The sequence below is a fragment of the Streptomyces sp. NPDC055140 genome, from assembly GCF_053607285.1.
On sequence record NZ_JBSGTG010000017.1, the window covers coordinates 61,368 to 82,913 of the forward strand.

The following is a 21,546-nucleotide window of genomic DNA, read 5'->3' on the forward strand; positions in this document are numbered from 1 at the left end:
GGTGGGTGCATGGAAACGGGGACTGAGGGGATGGCGGCTCCGAGGGCGGGAGCCGGGGCGGAGCCGGTGTGGACCGGGCTCCCCAGGGGGCTGCTGAAGGTGCGCAGGCTGCTGCTCGTGCTGTGGCTGGTGCCGCTGACGGCAGCGGTGGGGGTGCTGCTCGGGGTGTTCGCCGGCGGCGTGTGGGCGGCGTTCGCGCTGCTGCCGCTCGCCGGGCTGCTGTGGGGATGGCCGATGCTCGGGCGCAACTGGCGCTCGTGGCGCTACGCAGAGCGCGCCGACGACCTGCTGATCAGCCGGGGCGTCCTGTGGCACGAGGAAACGATCGTGCCGTACGGGCGCATGCAGCTCGTCGAGGTCACGTCCGGGCCTCTCGAGCGGAAGTTCGGGCTCGCGAGCCTCCAGCTGCACACGGCGGCCGCGGCGACCGACGCCACGATCCCCGGCCTGACGCCCGCCGAGGCCGAGCGCCTGCGCGACCGGCTCACCGAACTCGGCGAGGCCCGATCGGCGGGGCTGTGACCACCCCGGACGTCCACGCGGACGTACGGGACCAGGATCTGACCGCCGAGGCGCGGGAGCGGCGCCTGCACCCCGTCACGCCGCTGCGCCGGGCCTGGGCGCCCGTCGCGATCGTCCTCGGCTGGGCGGTCCACGACCTGAACGAGGCGCAGCGCAGGCTCGCCCAGCTCACCACGACCACCCTCCTCATCGGCATCGCCGTACTGGTCCCGGCCGCCGCCCTCTACGGGTTCCTGACCTGGTGGTTCACGCACTTCTCCGTCACCGACGCCGAACTGCGCATCCGTACGGGCCTGTTGTTCCGCCGCACCGCCCACATCCGGCTCGACCGGATCCAGGCCGTGGACGTCACCCAGCCGCTGCTCGCCCGCTTCGTGGGCGTCGCCAAGCTCAAACTGGATGTCATAGGCGCGGACAAGAAGGACGAACTCGCCTATCTCGGTGAGCGCGAGGCCCGCGAGCTGCGCGCCGAACTGCTCGCCCGCGCGGCCGGGTTCGCGCCCGAGACCGTGCGCGACGTCGGCGAGGCACCGGCCGAGCAGATCCTGCACGTGCCGCCCCGCATGCTCGCCGTCTCGCTTCTGCTCACCGGCGGGCCCTGGGCGATGCTGCTCGCCGCGGTCGTCGTGCCGACGCTGCTGTGGTTCGCCACCCACAACCTGTGGACGGTGCTCGCCGTGGCCGTCCCGCTCGCGGGCGGCGCCGGCACGAACAGCGTGGGCCGCTTCATCAAGGAGTACGACTGGACGGTGGGCGAGTCGCCGGACGGCCTGCGCATCGACCACGGCCTCCTCGACCGCGACCATGAGACGGTGCCGCCGGGACGGGTGCAGACCGTACGGATCGTGGAGCCGCTGCTGTGGCGGCGACGTGGCTGGGTGCGCGTGGAACTGGCCGTGGCCGGCTCGTCGAACTCCGTCCTCGTGCCGGTCGCGCCGCGCGAGATCGCGGAGGGTGTGGTTGAGCGGGTGCTTCCGGGGGTGACGGTGCCCGGCGCGGAGGCGCTGACCCGGCCGCCGAGGCGCGCGGCGTGGTGCGTGCCCGTGTGGTGGCGGGGCTACGGGCTCGTGACGACCGACGCGGTGTTCGCGTCCCGGCACGGTCTGATGCGGCGGCGGCTTGCGCTGGTGCCGCACGCGAAGGTGCAGAGTGTGCGGCTCACGCAGGGACCCTGGGAGCGGTTCCGGGGCGTGGCCGACGTCCATGTGGACACGGGCGCCAACAAGACGGTGACGGCCCGGCTGCGGGACGCCGGGGAGGCGGCGGAACTCCTGCGCGCCCAGGCGGACCGCTCACGGACGGGACGGAAGGTGGCACGGCCCGACCGCTGGATGGCCCCGTGAGGGCGGCGGCATGGCGATGGGGCGGGGCCTCGGTGTGTGTCACACCGAGGCCCCGCCCCATTTACGTCGTACGTGCTTACGTCCCCGCCGCCGGAACCTACGCCCGCAGCGCCGACCGCAGCTCCGCCACGTCGATCTGTTCCGTCTCGTCATGAGCGGTCAGGTCGATGACCTGACTGACGCCCTCGCCCGAGGTCGTGGCGTCGGCCTGCTTGAACTCGGCCTCCGCGTCCGCCTTGTGGAGCGCGAGCGCCTCCTCGCCGACGACATCCGCGAGGTCCGTGTTCTGCACGGCCTCCAGGGCCGCGGGCGCCACGCCCTTCGTACCGAAGAAGTCGAATCCACCCTCGACCAGGGGCCGCCGCACCGCCGCGGGCGGCACGACCGCCGCCGCGGCCGGCACGGTGAAGTGGCCGGGGACGCCGGACGGCAGGGCGGCCACGTGCTCGTGCTCCTGTGCGCGGGCCGCCTCGGTCTTCCCCTGCGGCTCACCGCCCTCGGGAGCCTCGGCCTTCGGGCCGTCGCCCCGCGGGGGGTTCGCGGCGCGCGCCATACGGTCGAGCGCGGCATTCGCCCGCAGATAGAGCACCGGAGAAGTCACCGGTGCGCCGGCCGACGTGGCGCGCTGCGCCGGGACGAGCTCGGCGCCGGGCGCCGGGGAGGCGGCCGCGGGCAGCGCACGCGCCGGGGCCGATGCCTCTATCGCGAGCTGCCTGCGGCCCTCCAGGGCGCTGGCCCGCTCCGTCTCCGCGGTCGCGTAGCGCTGCAGCAGGGCCGCGTGCTCGTTGCGCAGGGCCGCCAGCTCCGTGCGCTTGCCCCGCAGCTTCGCCTCCATCTTGAAGCGCAGCTCACGCGACTCCTCGAGGTCCGTCTCGAGCTCGGCGACCCGCTCGTCGTGACGCCATTCGTCGCTCACCCGCGACCGGTTCAGCTCGGCGACGCGCTTGCCCGCCAGCCGGTCCCAGCTGCGCATGACGACCGCGCCCACCACGGCGGCGCAGGCGGCGGCACCGACCAGGCCGCGCAGCACGAGCGGCTCCGCGGTCAGCCAGGCGCCGGCCGCGCAGACGAGCGGGACGCCTGCGATCGCCGAGGGGGGAAGCAGCCTGTGCAGGGGTGGGGAATGGCGGTGACGTCCACGTGGCATGGCCAGAAACTTACCGCGCGTAGGCGAATCGTGGTGCCCCGGCAGCCAAAATCCCGTGGTCTTCTGTCCTGCCACTCCCATTCACCCCTGCAATCGGCGCCTTTGCCGATCAGTCCCTCAGCGGACCGTTCAGTTCTTCAGGAGGCCCTTCGACTGGAGATACTCCTTGGCCACATCGGCCTCCTTCTGGCGCTCCGCGTCGACCTTCCGGTTGAGCTCGACGAGATCGCCGGTCGTCAGCGTCTTGGTCAGCTTCCCGAGCACGGCGGCTATCTCCTTGTCGCCCGCGTCCTTGGTGTTCACGACCGGAACGATGTTGTCCGCGTTCTGGAGCTTCTTGTCGTCCTCCAGGAGCACCAGGCCGAAGTTCTTCAGCGTGGCGTCCGTGGTGGTCGTGAGGACCAGCTGGTCCTCACCGTTCTTGACGGCCTGCTTGGCCTGCGTGGTGCCGACGCCCTTGGGGTCGATCCCGCTGACCTTGATGCCGTACGTCTTCTCGAGACCCGGGGCGCAGAAGGGCCGCTTCTCGCATTCGTCACCGGCCGCGATCTTGACCTTCTGGCCGGACTTGCCGAGGTCCGAAAGAGTCTTCAGCTGGTGCTGTTTCGCGTAATCCGCGCTCACCGCGAAGGCGTTCTGGTCGACGGCCTCTCCGGCGTCGAGCACGGTCAGTCCTTCGGGCCCGGCGAGTCCGCGCAGCGCGGTGACCGTCGCATCAAGGTCACTTGAGGCGACGGGCTTGGCGTCGGCGCCGTTCTTCTTGAGATTGAGGAATTCCGCGAGCGTCGCCGCGTATTCGGGAACGACATCGATGGCGCCCTTGGCGAGCTGGGGCTCGTAGATCTCGCGGTTCTCGACGGTCTTGACCGAGGCGGAGTATCCGGCGTCGGCCAGAACCTGCTTGTAGAGCTCCGCCATCACCTTCGACTCGGTGAACCCGGCGGCGCCGATGACGACCGTGCCCTTCTTACCGCTCCCCGCCGAGCCGGAGCCGGCCTTGTCGCTCTTGCCGCCCTCAAGGCTGTCCCCGCCGCACGCGGTGAGTCCGGTGGTGAGCGCGCCGACGGCGACCGCCGCCACGGCGATCCGTCGCGTTCTGCTGTTCATCGTTGTCCACCCAATCGAAAGCCGGAATGATCGAAAAGCCTTGACGAGATATCAAGTTGGCGTCCCGCCCGCCGCGGCGCCCGTCGGGGTTTCAGCCCGCCGCGCCGCCCGGCCGGGTTTCAGCGCGCCGCGCCGGAGCGGCCCTTCATCGGATCGAGAACCCGCCCCGCGCCCGCCAGGACGCCCTCCACGAGCAGCGCGAGCAACGCCACCAGGACCGCGCCGGCGACCACCTGAGGGGTGTCCTGGAGGTTGAACCCGGCCGTGATGATCCGCCCGAGCCCGCCCTTGCCGGCCATCGCGGCGAGCGTCGCCGTGGCGATCACCTGCACCGCCGCCAGCCGGATCCCGGTCATGACCATCGGGTACGCCAGCGGGAGTTCGACCCGCCGGAACACCTGTCCCCCACTCATCCCCATCCCCCGCGCCGCCTCCACGACGGCCCGGTCGACCTCGCGCATCCCGATGTAGGCGTTGGTCAGCAGCGGCGGCACCGCGAACAGTACGAGCGCGATGAACGTCGGCAGTTCCCCGTGGCGGCCCAGCGGCGTCAGGGTGAGCAGGACGAGCACCGCGAGCGTGGGTACCGCGCGGCCCGCGTTCGAGATGTTGACCGCGAGGCCGCCGCCCTTGCCGATGTGCCCGAGCCACAGCGCGAGCGGCAGGGCGATCAGGCAGGACACGGCGAGAGTGACGCCGCTGAAGTACAGATGCTCGGCCAGGCGATGCCACACCCCCTTCTCGCCCTGCCAGTTGGCCCCTGTCGTCAGCCAGTCGTAGGCCCCCGATATCGCGCTCATGCCGCCTGCGCCGCCTTCTCCTTACGTCGCTCCGTGTCGCCGGAGCCGCCACCCGGGCGGTCCGGACTGCCGGAGCGGTCCGTGCGTCTGCGTATGCGGGTCGTCCCGGACGCGACGCGGGTCCAGGGGGTCAGCCACCGCTGGAGGCCGAGCAGCAGCAGATCGGCGCCCACGGCGAGGAGCACGCACAGCACGGACGCCGTGAGCACCTGGGCCTTGAAGTCGCTGTCGAGCCCGTCCATGATCAGCGTGCCCAGGCCGCCGTAGTCGACGATCGCGCCGACCGTCGTCAGCGCGACCGTGGAGACCGTGGCGATCCGCACGCCCGCGAGCATGGCGGGCAGCGCCAGCGGCAGTTCGACCTCCCACAACAGCCGGACCGGCCCGTACCCCATGCCGCGGGCCGCTTCTCTGGCCTCGTCCGGCACGGCCTGGAGGCCCGCCAGGAAATTCCGCACCAGGATCGTCAGGGTGTAGAGGACGAGTCCGGTGATCACGAGCGAGGCGGAGAGCCCGAACAGCGGGAGCAGCAGCGAGAACATGGCCAGCGACGGGATCGTGTAGAGCACCGTCGTCAGGCCGAGCACCGGGCCCGCGAAGGCGCGCCGGTGGCGGGCCAGGAGGGCCAGCGGGAAGGCGATCAGCACGCCGATCACGACGGAAGCGGCCGTGATGCCGATGTGCTGGACGACCGCGTCGACCAGCTCCGGCCTGCGGGTGCGCAGGTATTCCCCGCACACCCACTCATTGGTCACCATGCAATTGGGACTGCTCACCCGCCCCACCTCCCCCGAATCCCCGTACATATGTCTTGAAACCGCTCGCGCGAGCGCCTGATTCCGACTGCGGACGACCCTAGCCCCCACCACTGACAATCGCCGAGACCCCTCGTCACGACGCAACATGGCCTTCACACAGCGGCCGCCCACAGGCAGCGACTGCCCGGCACAATGGGGACCCATGATCCGGTTCGAGCACGTCACCAAGCGCTATGCCGACGGGACAACGGCCGTCGACGACCTGTCCTTCGAGGTGAACGAGGGGGAACTCGTCACGCTCGTCGGCCCGTCGGGCTGTGGCAAGACCACCACGATGAAGATGGTCAACCGGCTCATCGAACCGAGCGAGGGCCGGATATTGCTCGACGGCGACGACATATCCGGCATCGACCCGGTCCAACTCCGGCGCCGCATCGGCTATGTGATCCAGCAGGTCGGCCTCTTCCCGCACAAGACGGTCCTCGACAACACGGCAACCGTCCCGCACCTCCTCGGCGTCAAGCGCGCCAAGGCCCGCGAGCGCGCCGCCGAACTGCTCGACCTCGTCGGACTCGACCCGCGCACCTTCGGCGACCGCTACCCCGACCAGCTCTCCGGCGGACAGCGCCAACGGGTCGGCGTGGCACGGGCGTTGGCGGCGGATCCGCCCGTACTCCTGATGGACGAGCCGTTCGGCGCGGTCGACCCGGTCGTGCGCGAACATCTGCAGAACGAGTTCCTGCGCCTCCAGCAGGCCGTGCGCAAGACGGTCCTGTTCGTCACCCACGACATCGAGGAGGCCGTCCGGCTCGGCGACCGGATCGCCGTGTACGGGCAGGGCCGGATCGAGCAGTTCGACACCCCGTCGACCGTACTCGGCGCGCCCGCGACCGAGTACGTGGCCGACTTCGTCGGCGCGGACCGCGGCCTCAAGCGCCTGTCCGTCACGCCCATCGAGGAGAGCGACCTGGAGCAGCCGCCCGTCGTACATCTCGACGACCCGCTGCCGGCGAAGCTCGCCGCCCCCTGGGCGGTGGTCCTCGACGGCGACAACAACCTGCACGGCTGGATCTCCGCGGAGCACGCGCGCGTGCACAGCGGCACGGTCCGCGAGCATGCCCGCCGTATGGAGGCGTGGCTGCCGGTCGGGGCCTCCCTCAAGCAGGCGTTCGCCACGATGCTCCAGCACGACGCGGGCTGGATCGCCGTCATCGACGAGCACAGCGAGGGCCGCTTCCTCGGCGTCCTCACCCCCGCGCGGCTGCACGAGGCGCTGCGCCGCTCGACGGCGGCGGACGCCCGGGACATCCCGCGCGCGGAGGTCGAACTGGAGACGGTGACGGGGGCCTGAGGGTTCGTGAGCCCCGAAGCGTGAGCCCCCGGAGCCCCCAAGCCCCTACTCCGTGATGCGCGCGCTCACCCACGCCAGCGTGGCCGGGATCTCGCGGCGCCAGGTGTTGAAGTTGTGGCCGCCGCTGTCCAGGACGATCGACGAGACACCGGTGGGCGGCTTCACCTCGCGGATGAACCTCATCGTGTTCCCGTAGTTGCTCTCGCCGTGCCTGCTCGTGGTGACCAGCAGCGACGTGGCGGGCGGCCTCCCGTGTTCCAGGGTCCACATCAGGTCGGCGTGCCGCTCCAGTGCCTCGTCGCCGTGGAAGAGGTCGCCCGTGGTGGGGTCGACGGGCGCCTTGTAGTACGCGGACAGGCCCGCCCCCGCGCCGTAGACCCGGGGGTGGTGCATGGCGAGTTTCAGGGCGCAGTAGCCGCCCGTGGAGTCGCCCACGATGCCCCAGCCGCCGGACTTCCTGTTCACCCTGTAGTGCGCCGAGATGACCTGGGGCAGGTCCTGGGCGAAGAACGTCTCCGTCTGCGGGCCGCCCGGCACGTCCACGCACTCCGTGTCCCGCGGCGGCGCCACGGTCGGGCGCATCATCACCAGGATCATCGGCCGCATCGCGCCCGCCCTGGCCTGTTCGTGGGCGGTGGTCGGGTAGCGCAGTCCCTTGATGAGCGCCTCGGCGGTGCCGGGATAGCCGGTGAGGACGACCGAGGCGGGGAAAGTGTGGTCTCTGTAGTGGTGCCTGAAGTACTCGGGCGGCAGATAGACGTACGCGGACGTGGCGATGTGCGAGCGCTTCCCGACGATGTCGACCTTCTGGATCTGGCCGCCGACCTTGGGCCGTGAGCCGCCCTGCACGTTCACGTACCGCGTGCCGACCACCTGCAGGGGCCCCCGGGTGCTCACTGCGCCGAGGTCCGTGACCACGCCCTGGCCCTGCTCCCGCCCGAGGAGGTCGTCCCACGTGGCGTAGAACCCGAACGCCTGGTTGACGCCGAGTCCGACCGAGAGGAACAGCGCGAGCTGCGTCGCGAGCAGCAGGCCCACCCGCCCGGCGACGGATCCCCAGGTGCGGCCCGCCAGGCGCGGCCACAGCCAGACCGTGCCGGCGAAGAGGAGCACGGCCAGAATGACCGTGAGCGCAAGGACCTTGCTGCTCGTGAGACCCATCGTGCTGTAACCGCCTACGCTTTCTGGCTTCTGAACCTTTTCCGCCGGTTTACCTGGCCGAGTGAACCCGCCTCCCACAAGTCCCGTCCTAGAGGGCGCAATGTGACCGGATGCCGGAAATGGCACCGGCTTCGAGCTCTCTCGCGGAACCATGGGATGCGATGTCTGTCAGGGTAGATGCTGATATGTCAGGCGAGGTTCCGGGCAGAACGCAGCATCTGCGCCGGATACTGCGGGGCCCCCGGCCCGAGGCTGTCCCCACCCTGATCGCCCGGGCCTGCATCCTCGTCGGACTCCTCGACATCGCGGCGGGCGTCTTCCCGCGGTTCCGGCACAGCCGCATGTACGCGCTGGCCGAGGTCCTGCCCGGCGCCCTCGGCCCGTTCGCGGCCGCACTCGCCATCAGTACGGGCGTCCTGCTGCTCCTCCTCGCGCACGGGCTGCGCCGCCGAAAGCGGCGGGCCTGGCGCGCGGCCGTGGTGCTCCTGCCCCTCGGCGCGCTCGCGCAGTTCGCGTACCGGCACTCTCTGTTCGGTGTGCTGATCCCGCTCGTACTGCTCACGATGCTGCTGCGCCACCGGAGTGAGTTCGCGGCGCTGCCCGACCCGCGCAGCCGCTGGCGGGCGCTGGCGAACTTCGTGCTCATGGGCGCCGGTTCCATCGTCATCGGCCTCGCCATCGTGAGCGCCCACCCGAAGAAGCTGGTGGGCGACCCGAGCCTGTCCGACCGTCTGGAACACGTCCTGTACGGCCTGTTCGGCATGGACGGGCCCGTCGACTACGCGGGCCGCACCTCCTGGACCGTGGCCTGCTCGCTCGGCGCGCTCGGCCTGCTCACCGCGCTGACGACCATCTATCTGGCGTTCCGCCCCGAACACCCGGCCGCACGCCTCACCGAGGACGACGAGGCGCGGCTGCGCTCCCTCCTGGACAAGCACGGCGCCCGGGACTCCCTCGGCCACTTCGCGCTCCGCCGCGACAAGGGGGTCGTCTTCTCGCCCAGCGGCAAGGCTGCCGTCTGCTACCGCGTCGTGTCGGGCGTGATACTCGCGAGCGGCGACCCCGTCGGGGACGTGGAGGCGTGGCCCGGAGCCATCGAGCGGTTCATGGACGAGGCCAAGGCCCACTCGTGGACCCCGGCCGTCATGGGCTGCTCCGAGAGGGGCGGCGAGGTCTGGACCCGCGAGACCGGCCTCGACGCACTCGAACTGGGCGACGAGGCGGTGGTGGACACCGCGGATTTCTCCCTGGCCGGGCGTGCGATGCGCAACGTACGCCAGATGGTCAAGAGGATCGAGCGCAATGGCTACGAGACCAGGGTGCGGCGCATCCGTGACCTCGGCGACCAGGAGCTGGAGCGGATCAGGCGCGCCGCCGACGACTGGCGCGGCACCGACACCGAACGCGGCTTCTCCATGGCGCTCGGCCGCATCGGCGACGCCGCGGACGGCGACTGCCTGGTCGCCACGGCCCACAAGGCCGACGACCCGGCCGGCCCCCACGGCGACCTGAAGGCCGTACTTCACTTCGTCCCCTGGGGCACCGACGGCGTCTCCCTCGACCTGATGCGCCGCGACCGCGCCGCCGACCCCGGCATGAACGAACTCCTCATCGTGGCCACCCTCCAGGCCGCCCCGAAGCTCGGCATCACGCGGATCTCGCTGAACTTCGCAATGTTCCGCGCAGCCCTCGCGCGCGGCGAGAAGATCGGCGCAGGCCCGGTCCTGAGGGCCTGGCGCGGGCTGCTCGTCTTTCTGTCCCGCTGGTTCCAGATCGAGTCGCTGTACCGGTTCAACGCGAAGTTCCGGCCGCGCTGGGAGCCCCGCTTCGTGGTCTACCGCTCCCCGCGCGACCTGCCCCGGATCGGCTTCGCCGCCATGCAGGCGGAGGGCTTCGTGAACCTCGGCATGCCGCGCGTCCTGCGGCGGCGTACGGCCGCGCCCCGGCCCTGCGCCCACGACGGCGCGTCCGACGGCGGTCAGCGCGGAGTACGGGCCGCCTGAGGCCGGTCCGGTATCCCACCGTGGCACGGCCACCGGGCCGCCGGGCCTAGGCTTGAAGGCATGAGCACGTCGCAGGGCCGTCGCGGCCACGTCACAGGCCTTCCCGAATGGGACCGCTGCGCGGTCATGGGAGTCGTCAATGTGACGCCCGATTCCTTCTCCGACGGGGGCCGCTGGTTCGACACGACGGCCGCCGTGAAACACGGCCTCGACCTGGTCGCACAGGGCGCCGACCTCATCGACGTCGGCGGCGAGTCGACCCGCCCCGGCGCCACCCGCGTCGACGAGGACGAGGAGCTCAAGCGCGTCATCCCCGTCGTGCGGGGCCTGTCCTCCGAGGGCGTCGCCGTGTCCGTCGACACGATGCGTGCCTCCGTGGCCGAGCGCTCCCTGGCGGCCGGCGCCTCCCTCGTCAACGACGTCAGCGGCGGCCTCGCCGACCCGGCGATGATCCCCGTCGTCGCCGCGGCGGGCGCCCCCTTCGTCGTCATGCACTGGCGCGGCTTCCTGGAGGGCGGCAACGTCAAGGGCACGTACGAGGACGTGGTCTCCGAAGTCGTCGCCGAGCTCCACGCGCGCGTAGAGGCCGTCATCGAGGGCGGCATCACCCCCGAGCGCATCGTCCTCGACCCTGGCCTCGGCTTCTCCAAGGAGGCCGCCCACGACCTGAAGCTCCTGGCCCACCTGGAAGAGCTGCGCGCGGTGGGCCACCCCCTGCTGGTCGCCGCCTCCCGCAAGCGGTTCCTCGGCCATGTGCTGGCCGGCGACCAGGGCGCCCCGCCCCCGGCCCGCGAGCGCGACGCCGCCACGGCCGCCGTCTCCGCGATCGCGGCCCATCAGGGCGCCTGGGCGGTCCGCGTCCACGAGGTCCGCGCCACGGCGGACGCGGTCCGTGTCGCCCGCGCGGTAGAGGGAGCCCAGTGACCCGACCGAGGGAGCCCGACGAGCCGCGCGGTGCGGCAGCCCGGCGCACCGACGCGGCGGCCGTGGACCGCGCCAACCGCGCCTTCTACGAGGCACTGGAGCGGGGCGACTTCGAACTGCTGACGGCGCTCTGGCTCGCCCCCGAGGACGTCTCGTACAGCGAGGACTCCGACGAGGCCGAGGACACGTCCATCAGCTGCGTGCACCCCGGCTGGCCCGTGCTCACCGGCCGCGGCGAGGTCCTGCGCTCGTACGCGCTGATCATGGCGAACACCGAGTACATCCAGTTCTTCCTCACGGATGTGCACATCAGCATCGTCGCCGACACGGCTCTGATCAACTGCACCGAGAACATCCTCAGCGGCGGCCCGGCCCCCGAGGAGGGCGACGAACTCGGCCCGCTCGTCGGCCAGCGCGTCGTCGCCACAAATGTGTTCCGTCGCACACGTGACGGCTGGAAACTGTGGTCGCACCACGCGTCGCCCGTACTCGCCGAGTCCGAGACCGAGGGCGACGCCGACGAGGAAAACGACGAGACACCCTCCTGAGTCGCTCCTGACGGGGTAGGCGGGTCCACGTGGTGCCCCCACGTGATTGCCGGAGCGCGCTGGTGGGTAGGGGCGCCGCTACCAGCGGTGAGCCGCCCTGTCCATAGCCCCCGCGGGCGAGCGCTGTCGGTGCTCGCAGGTAGATTCGATCGAGGCTGGTGTGCCGACCGCACTCGGTACGAACCCGCCGCTACCGACGATTGCAGGAGTGATTCGCGTGGATCGTGTCGCGCTGCGCGGCCTCAAGGCCCGCGGGCACCATGGCGTCTTCCCCAAGGAACGCGAGGAAGGCCAGACCTTCATCGTGGACCTGGTGCTCGGACTGGACACACGCGCGGCCGCGGCCGACGACGACCTGGCGAAGACCGTGCACTACGGCATCGTGGCGGAGGAGGTCGTGGCCGTCGTCGAAGGCGATCCGGTCGATCTCATCGAGACGCTCGCCGAGCGCATCGCCGGGACGTGCCTGAAGCACGAAGGAGTCCTGGAGGTCGAGGTCTGCGTCCACAAGCCGGACGCCCCGATCACCGTCCCCTTCGACGATGTGACCGTCACCATCACCCGGAGCCGAGTATGACTGCATCTTTCACCGAGGGCCCCAGCGACCCGACCGTACAGCCGGTGCCCGCCTCCGTGGTCGAACAGGTGGACGCGGCCGACACCACACTCTCCAACCCCAAACGCGCGGTGCTCGCCCTCGGCTCGAACCTGGGGAACCGCCTCGAGACGCTTCAGGGCGCCATCGACGCGATGGAGGACACCCCCGGCGTCCGCGTGAAGGCCGTCTCGCCCGTCTACGAGACCGAGCCGTGGGGCGTCGAGCCGGGCAGCCAGCCCGCGTACTTCAACGCGGTGATCGTGCTCCGCACGACCCTTCCCCCGTCCTCCCTCCTGGAGCGGGCGCACGCCGTCGAGGAGGCCTTCCACCGCGTCCGTGACGAGCGCTGGGGCGCCCGCACGATCGACGTCGACATCGTCACGTACGCCGACGTCGTCTCCGACGACCCGGTCCTCACGCTCCCTCACCCGCGCGCGCACCAGCGGGCCTTCGTCCTCGCCCCCTGGTTCGACGTGGAGCCGGAGGCGCAGCTGCCGGGCCACGGACCGGTCGCGGAGCTGCTCGCCGCGGTCACCCGCGAAGGCGTCGCGCCGCGCGCCGACCTGGAACTCCAGCTGCCCGAATAGCCGTTAGGGTCATGCGGGCACACGAAGACAGCGCGGGGACTGAGGGGCGACCACCGGAATGAAGCAACTGCGCATCAGGACGCTGGCCGGCCTCTTCCTGGTCGCCGGTGTACTGAGCTGGGCGGGCGCCCGCCTGTGGGATTCGATCGGCACGCTGCCGAAGGTCCCGCTGGCGGCGCCGATCGTCCTCGCCGTGATCGCCGTCATCCTGCTGGCGACCGCGCTCTCCATCCGGGCCCGGCTGCGCGCCCAGCGCGAGCGGCGCCCCGGCGCCAAGGGCGTCGACCCGCTGATGGCGGCCCGCGCCCTCGTCTTCGGCCAGGCCAGCGCCCTGGTCGCCGCCCTGGTCGCCGGGATGTACGGCGGCACGGGCGCCTACCTGCTCGAGCACCTCGACGTCCCGCCCCGCCGCGACCAGGCGATCTACGCCGGTTTCTCGGTCCTCACCGGCATCGCCGTGATAGCGGCCGCCCTCTTCCTGGAGCACGTCTGCAAGCTCCCTGAGGACAACGACGAGGACCACGGCGGGGCCGCACCGGCGGCCTGACCCGCCGAGGGCCTGACCCGCCGAGGGCCTGACCCGCCGAGGGCCCGGGGGCCACCGAGGGCCCGCGACGTGCCTGCCGCATGCCCGCAAGGGCTCAGCGCGCGATGATCAGGCTCATCGCCTCGTTGCGCGTCGCCGGGTCGCGCAGCTGGCCGCGCACCGCGGACGTGATGGTCTTCGCGCCCTGCTTGCGCACCCCGCGCATCGTCATGCACATGTGCTCGCACTCGACGACCACGATCACCCCGCGCGGCTCCAGGATCTCCATCAGGGAGTCGGCGATCTGCGTGGTCAGACGCTCCTGGACCTGCGGGCGCCGGGCGTAGACGTCCACGAGGCGGGCCAGCTTCGACAAGCCCGTGATCTTGCCGTCGCCCGACGGGATGTAGCCGACGTGGGCGACGCCGACGAACGGCACCAGATGATGCTCACAGCTGCTCTGGACCTCGATGTCCTTCACCAGGACCATCTCGTCGTGACCGAGGTCGAACGTCGTCGTCAGGACGTCCTCGGGCTTCTGCCACAGGCCCGCGAATATCTCCTTGTACGCCCGAGCCACCCGCGCCGGCGTCTCCTTGAGGCCCTCGCGGTCCGGGTCCTCGCCGACCGCGATGAGCAGCTCACGCACAGCGTTCTCGGCCCGCTTCTCGTCGAACTCGCCGATCGGCCCCTCGCCGTCCAGCGTCACCGGGTCGGTCATCTGTGCCTCTTCCTTGAACAAAGAACCGCGTCCCCCACACCGTAAGGCGTGGGGGACGCGGTTATCCATTCCGGGGTGATCAGACCTCGGGACTGTCCGTAGGAGCGATGTCCAGCCCGGACTCGACGCCCGTTGCCGTGCCGTTCGAACCGTTCGTCAGTGACAGCTCCCTGGGGGAGAGCACCGGCGGGCGGGTCGAGGGGGTACGGCGGGAGGAGCCGGTCCACGCGGGGCGGGCCGGGCGCTTCACGATCAGAGCGAAGATCTCGGCGATCTGCTCCTTGTTCAGCGTTTCCTTCTCCAGAAGCGCGAGGACCAGGTTGTCGAGAACGTCTCGGTTCTCGACGAGGATCTCCCAGGCCTCGTTGTGCGCGGTCTCGATGAGCTTCTTGACCTCTTCGTCGACGAGCGCGGCGACCTCTTCCGAGTAGTCGCGCTGGTGCCCCATCTCCCGGCCGAGGAACGGCTCGGTGTTGTCGCCGCCGAACTTGATCGCGCCGAGCCGCTCGGTCATGCCGTACTGCGTGACCATGGCCCGCGCGGTCGTGGTCGCCTTCTCGATGTCGTTCGCCGCGCCCGTGGTCGGATCGTGGAAGACCAGCTCCTCGGCCGCGCGCCCGCCCAGCATGTAGGCGAGCTGGTCGAGCATCTCGTTGCGCGTGGTGGAGTACTTGTCCTCGTCGGGCAGGACCATCGTGTAACCGAGGGCCCGTCCACGGGACAGGATCGTGATCTTGTGCACCGGGTCGGAGTTGGGTGAAGCCGCCGCGACCAGGGCATGTCCGCCCTCGTGGTACGCGGTGATCTTCTTCTCCTTGTCGGACATGATCCGGGTCCGCTTCTGCGGGCCCGCCACCACGCGGTCGATCGCCTCGTCCAGCATCGAGTTGTCGACGAGCTTGAGGTCGCTGCGCGCCGTGAGGAGCGCCGCTTCGTTCAGCACGTTCGCCAGATCGGCGCCGGTGAAGCCCGGGGTACGCCGGGCGACGGCGGAGAGGTCGACATCGGGTGCGACCGGCTTGCCCTTCTGGTGAACCTTGAGGATCTCCAGACGGCCCTGCATGTCCGGGCGGTCGACCGCGATCTGCCGGTCGAAACGTCCCGGGCGCAGCAGTGCCGGGTCGAGGATGTCGGGCCGGTTCGTGGCGGCGATCAGGATGACGCCGCCCTTCACGTCGAAGCCGTCCATCTCGACGAGCAACTGGTTGAGCGTCTGCTCGCGCTCGTCGTGACCGCCGCCGAGACCCGCACCACGGTGCCGGCCGACAGCGTCGATCTCGTCGACGAAGACGATCGCCGGGGCGTTCGCCTTGGCCTGCTCGAACAGGTCACGGACTCGGGAGGCACCGACACCGACGAACATCTCGACGAAGTCGGAACCCGAGATCGAGTAGAAGGGAACCCCCGCCTCACCGGCAACGGCGCGCGCGAGCAGCGTCTTACCGGTTCCGGGCGGGCCGTAGAGCAGCACACCCTTGGGGATCTTGGCGCCGACGGCCTGGAACTTCGCCGGCTCCTGGAGGAACTCCTTGATCTCGTGGAGCTCCTCGACGGCCTCGTCCGAGCCCGCCACATCGGCGAACGTCGTCTTCGGGGTGTCCTTGGTGATGAGCTTCGCCTTGGACTTCCCGAACTGCATGACTCGGGAGCCGCCGCCCTGCATCTGATTCATCAGGAACAGGAAGACGACGACGATCAGGACAAAGGGGAGCAGGGAGAGCAAAATCCCCACGAAGGCGTTCTGCTTCGTCGGAGCGACGGTGTACCCGTCGGGGATCTGCTTGCTCTCGAACTTGGCCTGCAGATCCTTGGCCACCTCGACGCCCTGGTCGCCGATGTAGCTCGCCTGGATCTTGCTGCTGCCCTGGACCTTCTGGCCGTCCTTGAGCTCGACCTTGATGTTGTTTTCGTCGCCGGTGGTCAGCTTGGCCGACTGCACCTTGTTGTCGTCGATGGCCTGAATGACCTGGCCGGTGTCCACCGTCTTGTAGCCACCGGACGAACCGACGACCTGCATCAACACGACCACGGCAAGGACGGCCAGCACGATCCACATGACCGGCCCACGGAAGTATCGCTTCACGTCCATCCCTACGGAGCGATGCCGCCCCGTCCCTCCTGCCATAGTGAGTTTGATAAAGGCTGTTTTGAAGACTGTTCTTCGGACGGTACCCCAGCATTGTCACCCGAAGTCGCAGGGGACGGCTGGGAATCTCGCCCACGCATGCTCCAACGGCGGGAAACCCGCAAGGGTTCCCGACCGTCTCACATGGCTTCGGCGGCCGTTCAGCCGCCGTAGACGTGGGGAGCCAGAGTGCCGACGAACGGCAGGTTCCGGTACTTCTCCGCGTAGTCCAGGCCGTACCCGACGACGAACTCGTTCGGGATCTCGAACCCGGTCCACTTCACGTCGATGGCCACCTTCGCCGCCTCCGGCTTGCGCAGCAGCGTGCAGACCTCGAGGCTCGCGGGCTCGCGGGTGCCGAGGTTGGTGAGCAGCCACGACAGCGTCAGGCCGGAGTCGATGATGTCCTCGACGATCAGGACGTGCTTGCCCTTGATGTCGGTGTCGAGGTCCTTGAGGATCCGCACGACGCCGGACGACTGGGTGCCCGCGCCGTACGAGGACACCGCCATCCAGTCCATCGTGACGGGGGTGGACAGCGCACGCGCCAGGTCCGCCATGACCATCACGGCGCCCTTGAGGACACCGACGATCAGCAGGTCCTTGCCCGCGTATTCCGCATCGATCTTCGCGGCCAGCTCAGCCAGCTTCGCGTCGATCTCTTCCTTGGTGATGAGCACCGACTGAAGGTCGGTGCCCATGTCTTTCGCGTCCACCCGCATCACTTTCGGTCGTCCCACCGGCCGCTGAAGGACTCGCGCCCCTCGTCAGCCTTGCCGGATGACCAGTCTGCCACCCTGGCGCTGAGCCACGACCTTGCCGGGGAGGTTGATCTCCCCCTGGCCGCGCCAACCGGTGATCAAACGGTCGACCTCTTCGATGTGCCGGGCGAACAGAGCGCCCGCCGGGGCGCCGGCCTCGATGGCCGCGCGGCGCAGTACACGGCGGCGTACGGCGGGCGGCAGCGCGTAGAGCTTGGCGCACTCCAGGAGGCCCGCGGGGTCCCGCACCATGGATTCGGCCTGCGCGGCCCACGTGTCCAGGGCGTCGGCGTCGTCACGGGACAACTGGGCCGTACGGGCGAGCGCCTCGACGACGCCCTTGCCGAGCGCCTTCTCCAGGGCGGGCAGCCCCTCGTGGCGCAGCCGGGAGCGCGTGTACGCCGGATCGGCGTTGTGGGGGTCGTCCCAGACGGGCAGCGACTGGGCCATGCACGCCTTGCGGGCGGTCTGGCGGTCGACGTGCAGGAAGGGCCTGCGGTAACGGCCGTCGACCCCCGAGGTCGCGGCCATTCCCGACAGGGAGCGGATGCCGGAGCCGCGGGCGAGGCCGAGCAGGACCGTCTCTGCCTGATCGTCGCGGGTGTGGCCGAGAAGGATCGCGGCGGCGCCGTGCTGGTCCGCGGCGGCGTCGAGCGCGGCGTATCTGGCGTCCCTCGCGGCGGCTTCGGGCCCGCCGTCGCGGCCGACGTGCACGGCCGCGGACTCGACGGGGTCGAGGCGCAGGGCGGTGAGCCGCGCGACGACTTCGGCGGCGCGGAGATCCGAGCCGGGCTGCAGACCGTGGTCGACCGTCACGCCACCGGCGCGGATGCCGAGCTTGGGGGCCTCGAAGGCGAGGGCGGAGGCGAGCGCCATGGAGTCGGCACCGCCGGAGCAGGCGACAAGCACCAGGGGCGGGGTGCGCGGGGCTTCTGGCACCGTCCGGGGGGCGCTTTGGTCGTTGAGTACGTCGTGAAGTACGCGGCGGACCGCCAGGCGTATCGCCGCGACCGCAGGATGGGGACCCATGTCCGGTTCCCTTCATGAAGTTTTCGGTGGGGGTGTGGCTCGGACTAGTCACTCAACTGTGACTCGGTGATTCAGTCACTCAGAGTGTGTCGATGGTGACAGAGCCGGGCCATTCCCCGAGCATTGCACGCCTACCCAGGGCCCACGGTCCCTCGGATGGGTGATTACGGGGGCGTTCTCCTGCCGTTGGCCGTATTTGTTTCACGACCCTGCCTTACGGTGCACCCTCCGACTTGCGGTGCACCCGCGCGACCCAGTCCGCCGGTTTGGCGATCTCCGCCTTGGTGGGGAGCGTGTTCGGCGATGTCCATACGCGATTGAATCCGTCCATACCCACCTCGTTCACCACGGCCCTGACGAACCGCTCGCCGTCGCGGTACTGGCGCAGCTTCGCGTCGAGGCCCAGGAGCTTGCGCAGCGCCAGGTCCAGGCGGGACGCACCCTTCTGACGGCGCTCCTTGAACTTCTCCCTGATCTCGGCAACCGACGGCACCACCGCGGGCCCGACCCCGTCCATCACGAAGTCCGCGTGCCCTTCGAGCAGCGACATCACGGCGGTGAGCCGGGCGAGGATCTCGCGCTGGGCCGGGGACTGCACGAGCTCGACCAGGGAGCGGCCCCCGTCGTCGCCCTCGCCCTGCTCGCCCTCGGGGCGTGCGCCCGCCAGGGACTGGGCCGCCTCCCGGATGCGCTCCAGGAACGTCATCGGGTCGACGTCGGTCTCGGCGAGGAATGACTGGATCTCGCCCTCGAGGTGGTCACGCAGCCAGGGCACGGCCGTGAACTGCGTGCGGTGCGTCTCCTCGTGCAGGCACACCCAGAGCCTGAAGTCGTGCGGATCCACGTCGAGTTCGCGCTCCACGTGCACGATGTTCGGCGCGACGAGGAGCAGTCTTCCGCCGCCGTTCGGCGCGGCCGGCAGGTCCCGGGTGGCGGGGGCGAAGGTCTCGTACTGCCCGAGGACGCGGGAGGACAGGAACGACAGCAGCATGCCGAGCTCGACGCCCGTGACCTTGCCGCCGACGGCGCCGAGGACCGCTCCGCCGGGGCCGGAGCCGCGCCGCTCCTCCATCTTGTCCAGGAGGGGCTTGAGGAGCTCCCTGAACCCCGCCACGTTCGCCCGGACCCAGCCGGGGCGGTCGACGACGAGGACGGGCGTGTCGTGCGCCTCCTCGGTGGCCATCCGTGTGAAGCCCCGAACGTGTTCCTCGGAGGCCTTGGCGTGCCGGCGCAGCTCCGCGACGATCGTCCGCGCCTCGTCCCGGGTCACCTCCGGACCCGGCCGCACGAGTCGGGTCGCGGTCGCCACCGCGAGATTCCAGTCGACCATCCCAGAAGCACCACCGATGCTCGTCATGCGTCAACCGTACGTGCTCGGGTCCTGGTGCACAGGGCCTTGGCCCCGGACAGCGCCCCGGTTGTGCCCCCTAGGGGACACGGCCGGGACAGGCGGGGCCGGGGTGCGGGGCGGGTCAGCGGCAGCCGCAGTTCGCGACCGTCGACGCGAGCCGGTCCAGGGCCGCCTGAGCCTGTCCCGGGTTCACGGTGCCGTCCGTCATGAACGCGAAGACCAGGAGCCGACCGTCCGCGTCGACGACCGTTCCGGCCAGCGTGTTCACCCCGGTCAGCGTGCCGGTCTTGGCCCGTACGAGGCCGATGCCCGCCGCGTCTGCCGCGTCGGTGTACCGCTTGCTCAGCGTGCCCGTGAAGCCGGCGACGGGCAGTCCGGTGAGGACCGGGCGCAGCCCGGGGCGCTCGCGTTCGACGGCGTGCGCGAGGACCTGGGTGAGCAGGTCGGCGGAGACCTTGTCGGCGCGGTCGAGGCCGCTGCCGTCCGCGAAGTGGCTTCCGGAGAGCGGGAGTCGGAGCTTGTCCAGCTCCTTACGGATCGCCTCGCCCCCGCCGTCGAAGCTCGCGGCCTCGTCCGTGGCGAGCGCCACCTGACGGGCCAGGGCCTCCGCGATGTCGTTGTCACTGTGCGTCAGCATGCGCTCGACCAGGGCCGACACGGGCGGCGACGACACCTTGGCCAGCTTCTCGGCGTTGCCCGACACCTTGCCCGGGCCCGGCTCGCCCTTCGTCTTGATGCCGCGGTCATGCAGCAGATCCGCGAACTTCCGCGCGGCGGCGGCCGCCGGGTCGGACTCGCGGGGCGCCGGGCCGCTCGACGAGTCGTCCATGCGCGCCTCGTCGGCCATCAGGGCGCTGACCGGCGCGATGTTCTCGTTGGGCCCGATGGGGTGCAGGAGCGGTCCCGAGTAGAGCGAGGTGTCGTACGAGAGCGTGATCTCGTCCGTGTCCCGGTCCTTGAGTTCCTTCGCGGTGGCGTCGGCGAGGGCGCGCAGGCTCGCGTTCGGTCCGGCGTCCTTGCGGGCGGTGAGCGTGGGGTCGCCGCCGCCGACGAGGACGACCTCGTGCGCCGACGAGCCGGGCCCGATGACGGTCTTCGTGTCGATGCGGTGGTCGGATCCCGGCATCGACAGGGCGGCGACCGCCGTGGCGAGCTTGGTGGTCGACGCGGGCGTCAGGGCGTCGCCGGAGCTCTTGCCGTACAGCCGCTCGCCGGTGGCCGCGTCGACGACGGCCGCGGTGCGCCGCTTGCCGAGGGCCGGGTCGTTCAGGAGCGGGTCGAGCACGTCGGCGAGCGCGCCCTTGGTGGGGCCGGGGACCGAGTCGCCCGGCGCCGCGAGGACGGCACGGGCGCTCGGGGCGATGTCCGGCTCGTCGGGGCGCCCGTCGCGGCCGTGATCTGTGCCACCCCCGGCCTCCTGGGACACAGCCCGGCGCGCCTCCGCCGTACGCTGACCGCTGGAGTCCCACGGACCGGCCGAGGCCACCGCCACGGCCGAGAGCGCCAGGCCCAGGGTGGCAGCGCCCGCTGTGAGCTGCCAGGTCTTGACCTTCGTAAGCACCTTCACTGCCTGTGAAACTGCCTGCGAAGCCTTGCGCTCGGGCACCACGGACCAGCCCCTTTCGCGATCACACACCTGCGTGAGGGACACTTAACCACCAGTCGTATGTGTTGATCATGGAGGAGCCACCGGTGGAGTTCGACGTCACGATCGAGATTCCGAAGGGTTCGCGGAACAAGTACGAGGTGGACCACGAGACCGGTCGGATCCGCCTGGACCGTCGACTCTTCACCTCGACCAGCTACCCGGCCGACTACGGATTCGTCGAGAACACGCTCGGTGAGGACGGGGACCCGCTGGACGCGCTGGTCATCCTGGAGGAGCCGACCTTCCCCGGCTGCCTCATCAAGTGCCGCGCCATCGGCATGTTCCGGATGACGGACGAGGCCGGCGGCGACGACAAGCTGCTGTGCGTCCCCGCCTCGGACCCCCGCGTGGAGCACCTGCGCGACATTCACCACGTGTCCGAGTTCGACCGCCTGGAGATCCAGCACTTCTTCGAGGTCTACAAGGACCTGGAGCCCGGCAAGTCCGTCGAGGGCGCCGACTGGGTCGGCCGCACGGAAGCCGAGGCCGAGATCGAGCGGTCCTACAAGCGCTTGAAGGACCAGGGCGGTCACTGA

Annotated in this window: 21 protein-coding genes; 10 read left to right on the forward strand and 11 right to left on the reverse strand. The window is 70.5% G+C overall.

Features of this window, described 5'->3' with window-relative positions; genetic code table 11:
* Nucleotides 1–9: 9 nt before the first annotated feature.
* Both ACWFR4_RS28635 and ACWFR4_RS28640 read left to right on the forward strand, forming a co-directional pair.
* Complete coding sequence (locus tag ACWFR4_RS28635; protein ID WP_453655200.1) at nucleotides 10–522, forward strand: PH domain-containing protein; 513 nt, start codon at nucleotides 10–12, stop codon at nucleotides 520–522.
* A complete protein-coding gene (locus ACWFR4_RS28640; protein WP_453655202.1) occupies nucleotides 519–1,865 on the forward strand; it encodes a PH domain-containing protein in 1,347 nt (448 codons plus the stop codon). Before ACWFR4_RS28635 ends, ACWFR4_RS28640 begins: the two co-directional genes overlap by 4 nt.
* 97 nt (nucleotides 1,866–1,962) lie before the next feature.
* Here the strand turns inward: ACWFR4_RS28640 and ACWFR4_RS28645 are convergent, their stop codons facing one another.
* The 4 genes from ACWFR4_RS28645 to ACWFR4_RS28660 all read right to left on the reverse strand — a co-directional run bounded on the left by ACWFR4_RS28645 (nucleotide 1,963) and on the right by ACWFR4_RS28660 (nucleotide 5,695).
* Nucleotides 1,963–3,012, reverse strand: coding sequence for a hypothetical protein (locus ACWFR4_RS28645; protein ID WP_453655204.1), 1,050 nt, complete (start codon nucleotides 3,010–3,012; stop codon nucleotides 1,963–1,965).
* Nucleotides 3,013–3,141: 129 nt separating this feature from the next.
* Nucleotides 3,142–4,119 (reverse strand): ABC transporter substrate-binding protein, encoded by a 978-nt coding sequence (locus tag ACWFR4_RS28650; protein ID WP_453468030.1) that lies wholly within the window; start codon nucleotides 4,117–4,119, stop codon nucleotides 3,142–3,144.
* A gap of 119 nt (nucleotides 4,120–4,238) precedes the next feature.
* Nucleotides 4,239–4,919 carry an ABC transporter permease gene (locus tag ACWFR4_RS28655; RefSeq protein ID WP_453468028.1) on the reverse strand — a complete coding sequence of 227 codons (681 nt, stop codon included), beginning with the start codon at nucleotides 4,917–4,919 and terminating at the stop codon, nucleotides 4,239–4,241.
* The gene (locus ACWFR4_RS28660) at nucleotides 4,916–5,695 is read right to left on the reverse strand and encodes an ABC transporter permease (protein WP_453468026.1); all 780 of its coding nucleotides are present in this window, start codon (nucleotides 5,693–5,695) and stop codon (nucleotides 4,916–4,918) included. Before ACWFR4_RS28660 ends, ACWFR4_RS28655 begins: the two co-directional genes overlap by 4 nt.
* A 184-nt stretch (nucleotides 5,696–5,879) precedes the next feature.
* Here ACWFR4_RS28660 and ACWFR4_RS28665 point away from each other — a divergent pair, with 184 nt between their 5' ends.
* Nucleotides 5,880–7,028, forward strand: a complete 1,149-nt coding sequence (locus ACWFR4_RS28665; RefSeq protein ID WP_453468024.1) for an ABC transporter ATP-binding protein — start codon at nucleotides 5,880–5,882, stop codon at nucleotides 7,026–7,028.
* Nucleotides 7,029–7,073: 45 nt separating this feature from the next.
* Here ACWFR4_RS28665 and ACWFR4_RS28670 read toward each other — a convergent pair whose 3' ends face one another.
* Entirely contained in the window at nucleotides 7,074–8,189 is a 1,116-nt protein-coding gene (locus tag ACWFR4_RS28670) for an alpha/beta hydrolase (protein ID WP_453468022.1), read from the reverse strand.
* Between the two features lie 185 nt (nucleotides 8,190–8,374).
* On the opposite strand from ACWFR4_RS28670, the gene ACWFR4_RS28675 reads away from it, so the two are divergent.
* From ACWFR4_RS28675 to ACWFR4_RS28700, 6 genes are all read left to right on the forward strand, one after another.
* Nucleotides 8,375–10,192, forward strand: coding sequence for a phosphatidylglycerol lysyltransferase domain-containing protein (locus tag ACWFR4_RS28675; protein ID WP_453655206.1), 1,818 nt, complete (start codon nucleotides 8,375–8,377; stop codon nucleotides 10,190–10,192).
* A 60-nt stretch (nucleotides 10,193–10,252) separates the two neighbouring features.
* Nucleotides 10,253–11,116, forward strand: coding sequence for a dihydropteroate synthase (folP, locus tag ACWFR4_RS28680; RefSeq protein ID WP_453655208.1), 864 nt, complete (start codon nucleotides 10,253–10,255; stop codon nucleotides 11,114–11,116).
* Nucleotides 11,113–11,664: a nuclear transport factor 2 family protein gene (locus ACWFR4_RS28685; RefSeq protein WP_453655210.1), complete on the forward strand. Its 552-nt coding sequence runs from the start codon at nucleotides 11,113–11,115 to the stop codon at nucleotides 11,662–11,664. Before folP ends, ACWFR4_RS28685 begins: the two co-directional genes overlap by 4 nt.
* Nucleotides 11,665–11,881: 217 nt before the next feature.
* The gene (gene folB / locus ACWFR4_RS28690; protein WP_116511517.1) at nucleotides 11,882–12,241 is read left to right on the forward strand and encodes a dihydroneopterin aldolase; all 360 of its coding nucleotides are present in this window, start codon (nucleotides 11,882–11,884) and stop codon (nucleotides 12,239–12,241) included.
* On the forward strand, nucleotides 12,238–12,849 hold the full coding sequence (gene folK / locus ACWFR4_RS28695) for a 2-amino-4-hydroxy-6-hydroxymethyldihydropteridine diphosphokinase (RefSeq protein ID WP_453468014.1): 612 nt from the start codon (nucleotides 12,238–12,240) through the stop codon (nucleotides 12,847–12,849). Before folB ends, folK begins: the two co-directional genes overlap by 4 nt.
* Before the next feature lie 58 nt (nucleotides 12,850–12,907).
* A complete protein-coding gene (locus ACWFR4_RS28700; protein WP_453468012.1) occupies nucleotides 12,908–13,396 on the forward strand; it encodes a DUF3180 domain-containing protein in 489 nt (162 codons plus the stop codon).
* Between the two features lie 94 nt (nucleotides 13,397–13,490).
* On the opposite strand, the gene folE is transcribed toward ACWFR4_RS28700, so the two are convergent.
* The 6 genes from folE to dacB all read right to left on the reverse strand — a co-directional run bounded on the left by folE (nucleotide 13,491) and on the right by dacB (nucleotide 20,968).
* Nucleotides 13,491–14,096, reverse strand: coding sequence for a GTP cyclohydrolase I FolE (gene folE, locus ACWFR4_RS28705; RefSeq protein WP_453468010.1), 606 nt, complete (start codon nucleotides 14,094–14,096; stop codon nucleotides 13,491–13,493).
* Nucleotides 14,097–14,175: 79 nt separating this feature from the next.
* Nucleotides 14,176–16,185: an ATP-dependent zinc metalloprotease FtsH gene (ftsH, locus tag ACWFR4_RS28710; RefSeq protein WP_453457753.1), complete on the reverse strand. Its 2,010-nt coding sequence runs from the start codon at nucleotides 16,183–16,185 to the stop codon at nucleotides 14,176–14,178.
* Between the two features lie 197 nt (nucleotides 16,186–16,382).
* On the reverse strand, nucleotides 16,383–16,943 hold the full coding sequence (gene hpt / locus ACWFR4_RS28715; protein WP_116511523.1) for a hypoxanthine phosphoribosyltransferase: 561 nt from the start codon (nucleotides 16,941–16,943) through the stop codon (nucleotides 16,383–16,385).
* A gap of 45 nt (nucleotides 16,944–16,988) precedes the next feature.
* Entirely contained in the window at nucleotides 16,989–18,011 is a 1,023-nt protein-coding gene (tilS, locus tag ACWFR4_RS28720) for a tRNA lysidine(34) synthetase TilS (RefSeq protein WP_453457756.1), read from the reverse strand.
* A gap of 214 nt (nucleotides 18,012–18,225) precedes the next feature.
* Nucleotides 18,226–19,368 (reverse strand): zinc-dependent metalloprotease, encoded by a 1,143-nt coding sequence (locus ACWFR4_RS28725; protein ID WP_453457759.1) that lies wholly within the window; start codon nucleotides 19,366–19,368, stop codon nucleotides 18,226–18,228.
* 115 nt (nucleotides 19,369–19,483) lie between these two features.
* Nucleotides 19,484–20,968, reverse strand: a complete 1,485-nt coding sequence (gene dacB, locus ACWFR4_RS28730) for a D-alanyl-D-alanine carboxypeptidase/D-alanyl-D-alanine endopeptidase (protein WP_453457761.1) — start codon at nucleotides 20,966–20,968, stop codon at nucleotides 19,484–19,486.
* An 86-nt stretch (nucleotides 20,969–21,054) separates the two neighbouring features.
* Between dacB and ACWFR4_RS28735 the strand changes: the two genes are divergently transcribed.
* The gene (locus ACWFR4_RS28735) at nucleotides 21,055–21,546 is read left to right on the forward strand and encodes an inorganic diphosphatase (RefSeq protein ID WP_127832557.1); all 492 of its coding nucleotides are present in this window, start codon (nucleotides 21,055–21,057) and stop codon (nucleotides 21,544–21,546) included.

Bases quoted from the DNA above. Each gene is read 5' to 3' on its own strand.
- ACWFR4_RS28635 (WP_453655200.1), top strand. From the start codon at position 10: ATGGAAACGGGGACTGAGGGGATGGCGGCTCCGAGGGCGGGAGCCGGG.
- ACWFR4_RS28645 (WP_453655204.1), bottom strand. From the start codon at position 3,012: ATGCCACGTGGACGTCACCGCCATTCCCCACCCCTGCACAGGCTGCTT.
- ACWFR4_RS28650 (WP_453468030.1), bottom strand. From the start codon at position 4,119: ATGAACAGCAGAACGCGACGGATCGCCGTGGCGGCGGTCGCCGTCGGC.
- ACWFR4_RS28655 (WP_453468028.1), bottom strand. From the start codon at position 4,919: ATGAGCGCGATATCGGGGGCCTACGACTGGCTGACGACAGGGGCCAAC.
- ACWFR4_RS28665 (WP_453468024.1), top strand. From the start codon at position 5,880: ATGATCCGGTTCGAGCACGTCACCAAGCGCTATGCCGACGGGACAACG.
- ACWFR4_RS28670 (WP_453468022.1), bottom strand. From the start codon at position 8,189: ATGGGTCTCACGAGCAGCAAGGTCCTTGCGCTCACGGTCATTCTGGCC.
- ACWFR4_RS28675 (WP_453655206.1), top strand. From the start codon at position 8,375: ATGTCAGGCGAGGTTCCGGGCAGAACGCAGCATCTGCGCCGGATACTG.
- folP (WP_453655208.1), top strand. From the start codon at position 10,253: ATGAGCACGTCGCAGGGCCGTCGCGGCCACGTCACAGGCCTTCCCGAA.
- folK (WP_453468014.1), top strand. From the start codon at position 12,238: ATGACTGCATCTTTCACCGAGGGCCCCAGCGACCCGACCGTACAGCCG.
- ACWFR4_RS28700 (WP_453468012.1), top strand. From the start codon at position 12,908: ATGAAGCAACTGCGCATCAGGACGCTGGCCGGCCTCTTCCTGGTCGCC.
- folE (WP_453468010.1), bottom strand. From the start codon at position 14,096: ATGACCGACCCGGTGACGCTGGACGGCGAGGGGCCGATCGGCGAGTTC.
- ftsH (WP_453457753.1), bottom strand. From the start codon at position 16,185: ATGGACGTGAAGCGATACTTCCGTGGGCCGGTCATGTGGATCGTGCTG.
- hpt (WP_116511523.1), bottom strand. From the start codon at position 16,943: ATGCGGGTGGACGCGAAAGACATGGGCACCGACCTTCAGTCGGTGCTC.
- tilS (WP_453457756.1), bottom strand. From the start codon at position 18,011: ATGGGTCCCCATCCTGCGGTCGCGGCGATACGCCTGGCGGTCCGCCGC.
- ACWFR4_RS28725 (WP_453457759.1), bottom strand. From the start codon at position 19,368: ATGACGAGCATCGGTGGTGCTTCTGGGATGGTCGACTGGAATCTCGCG.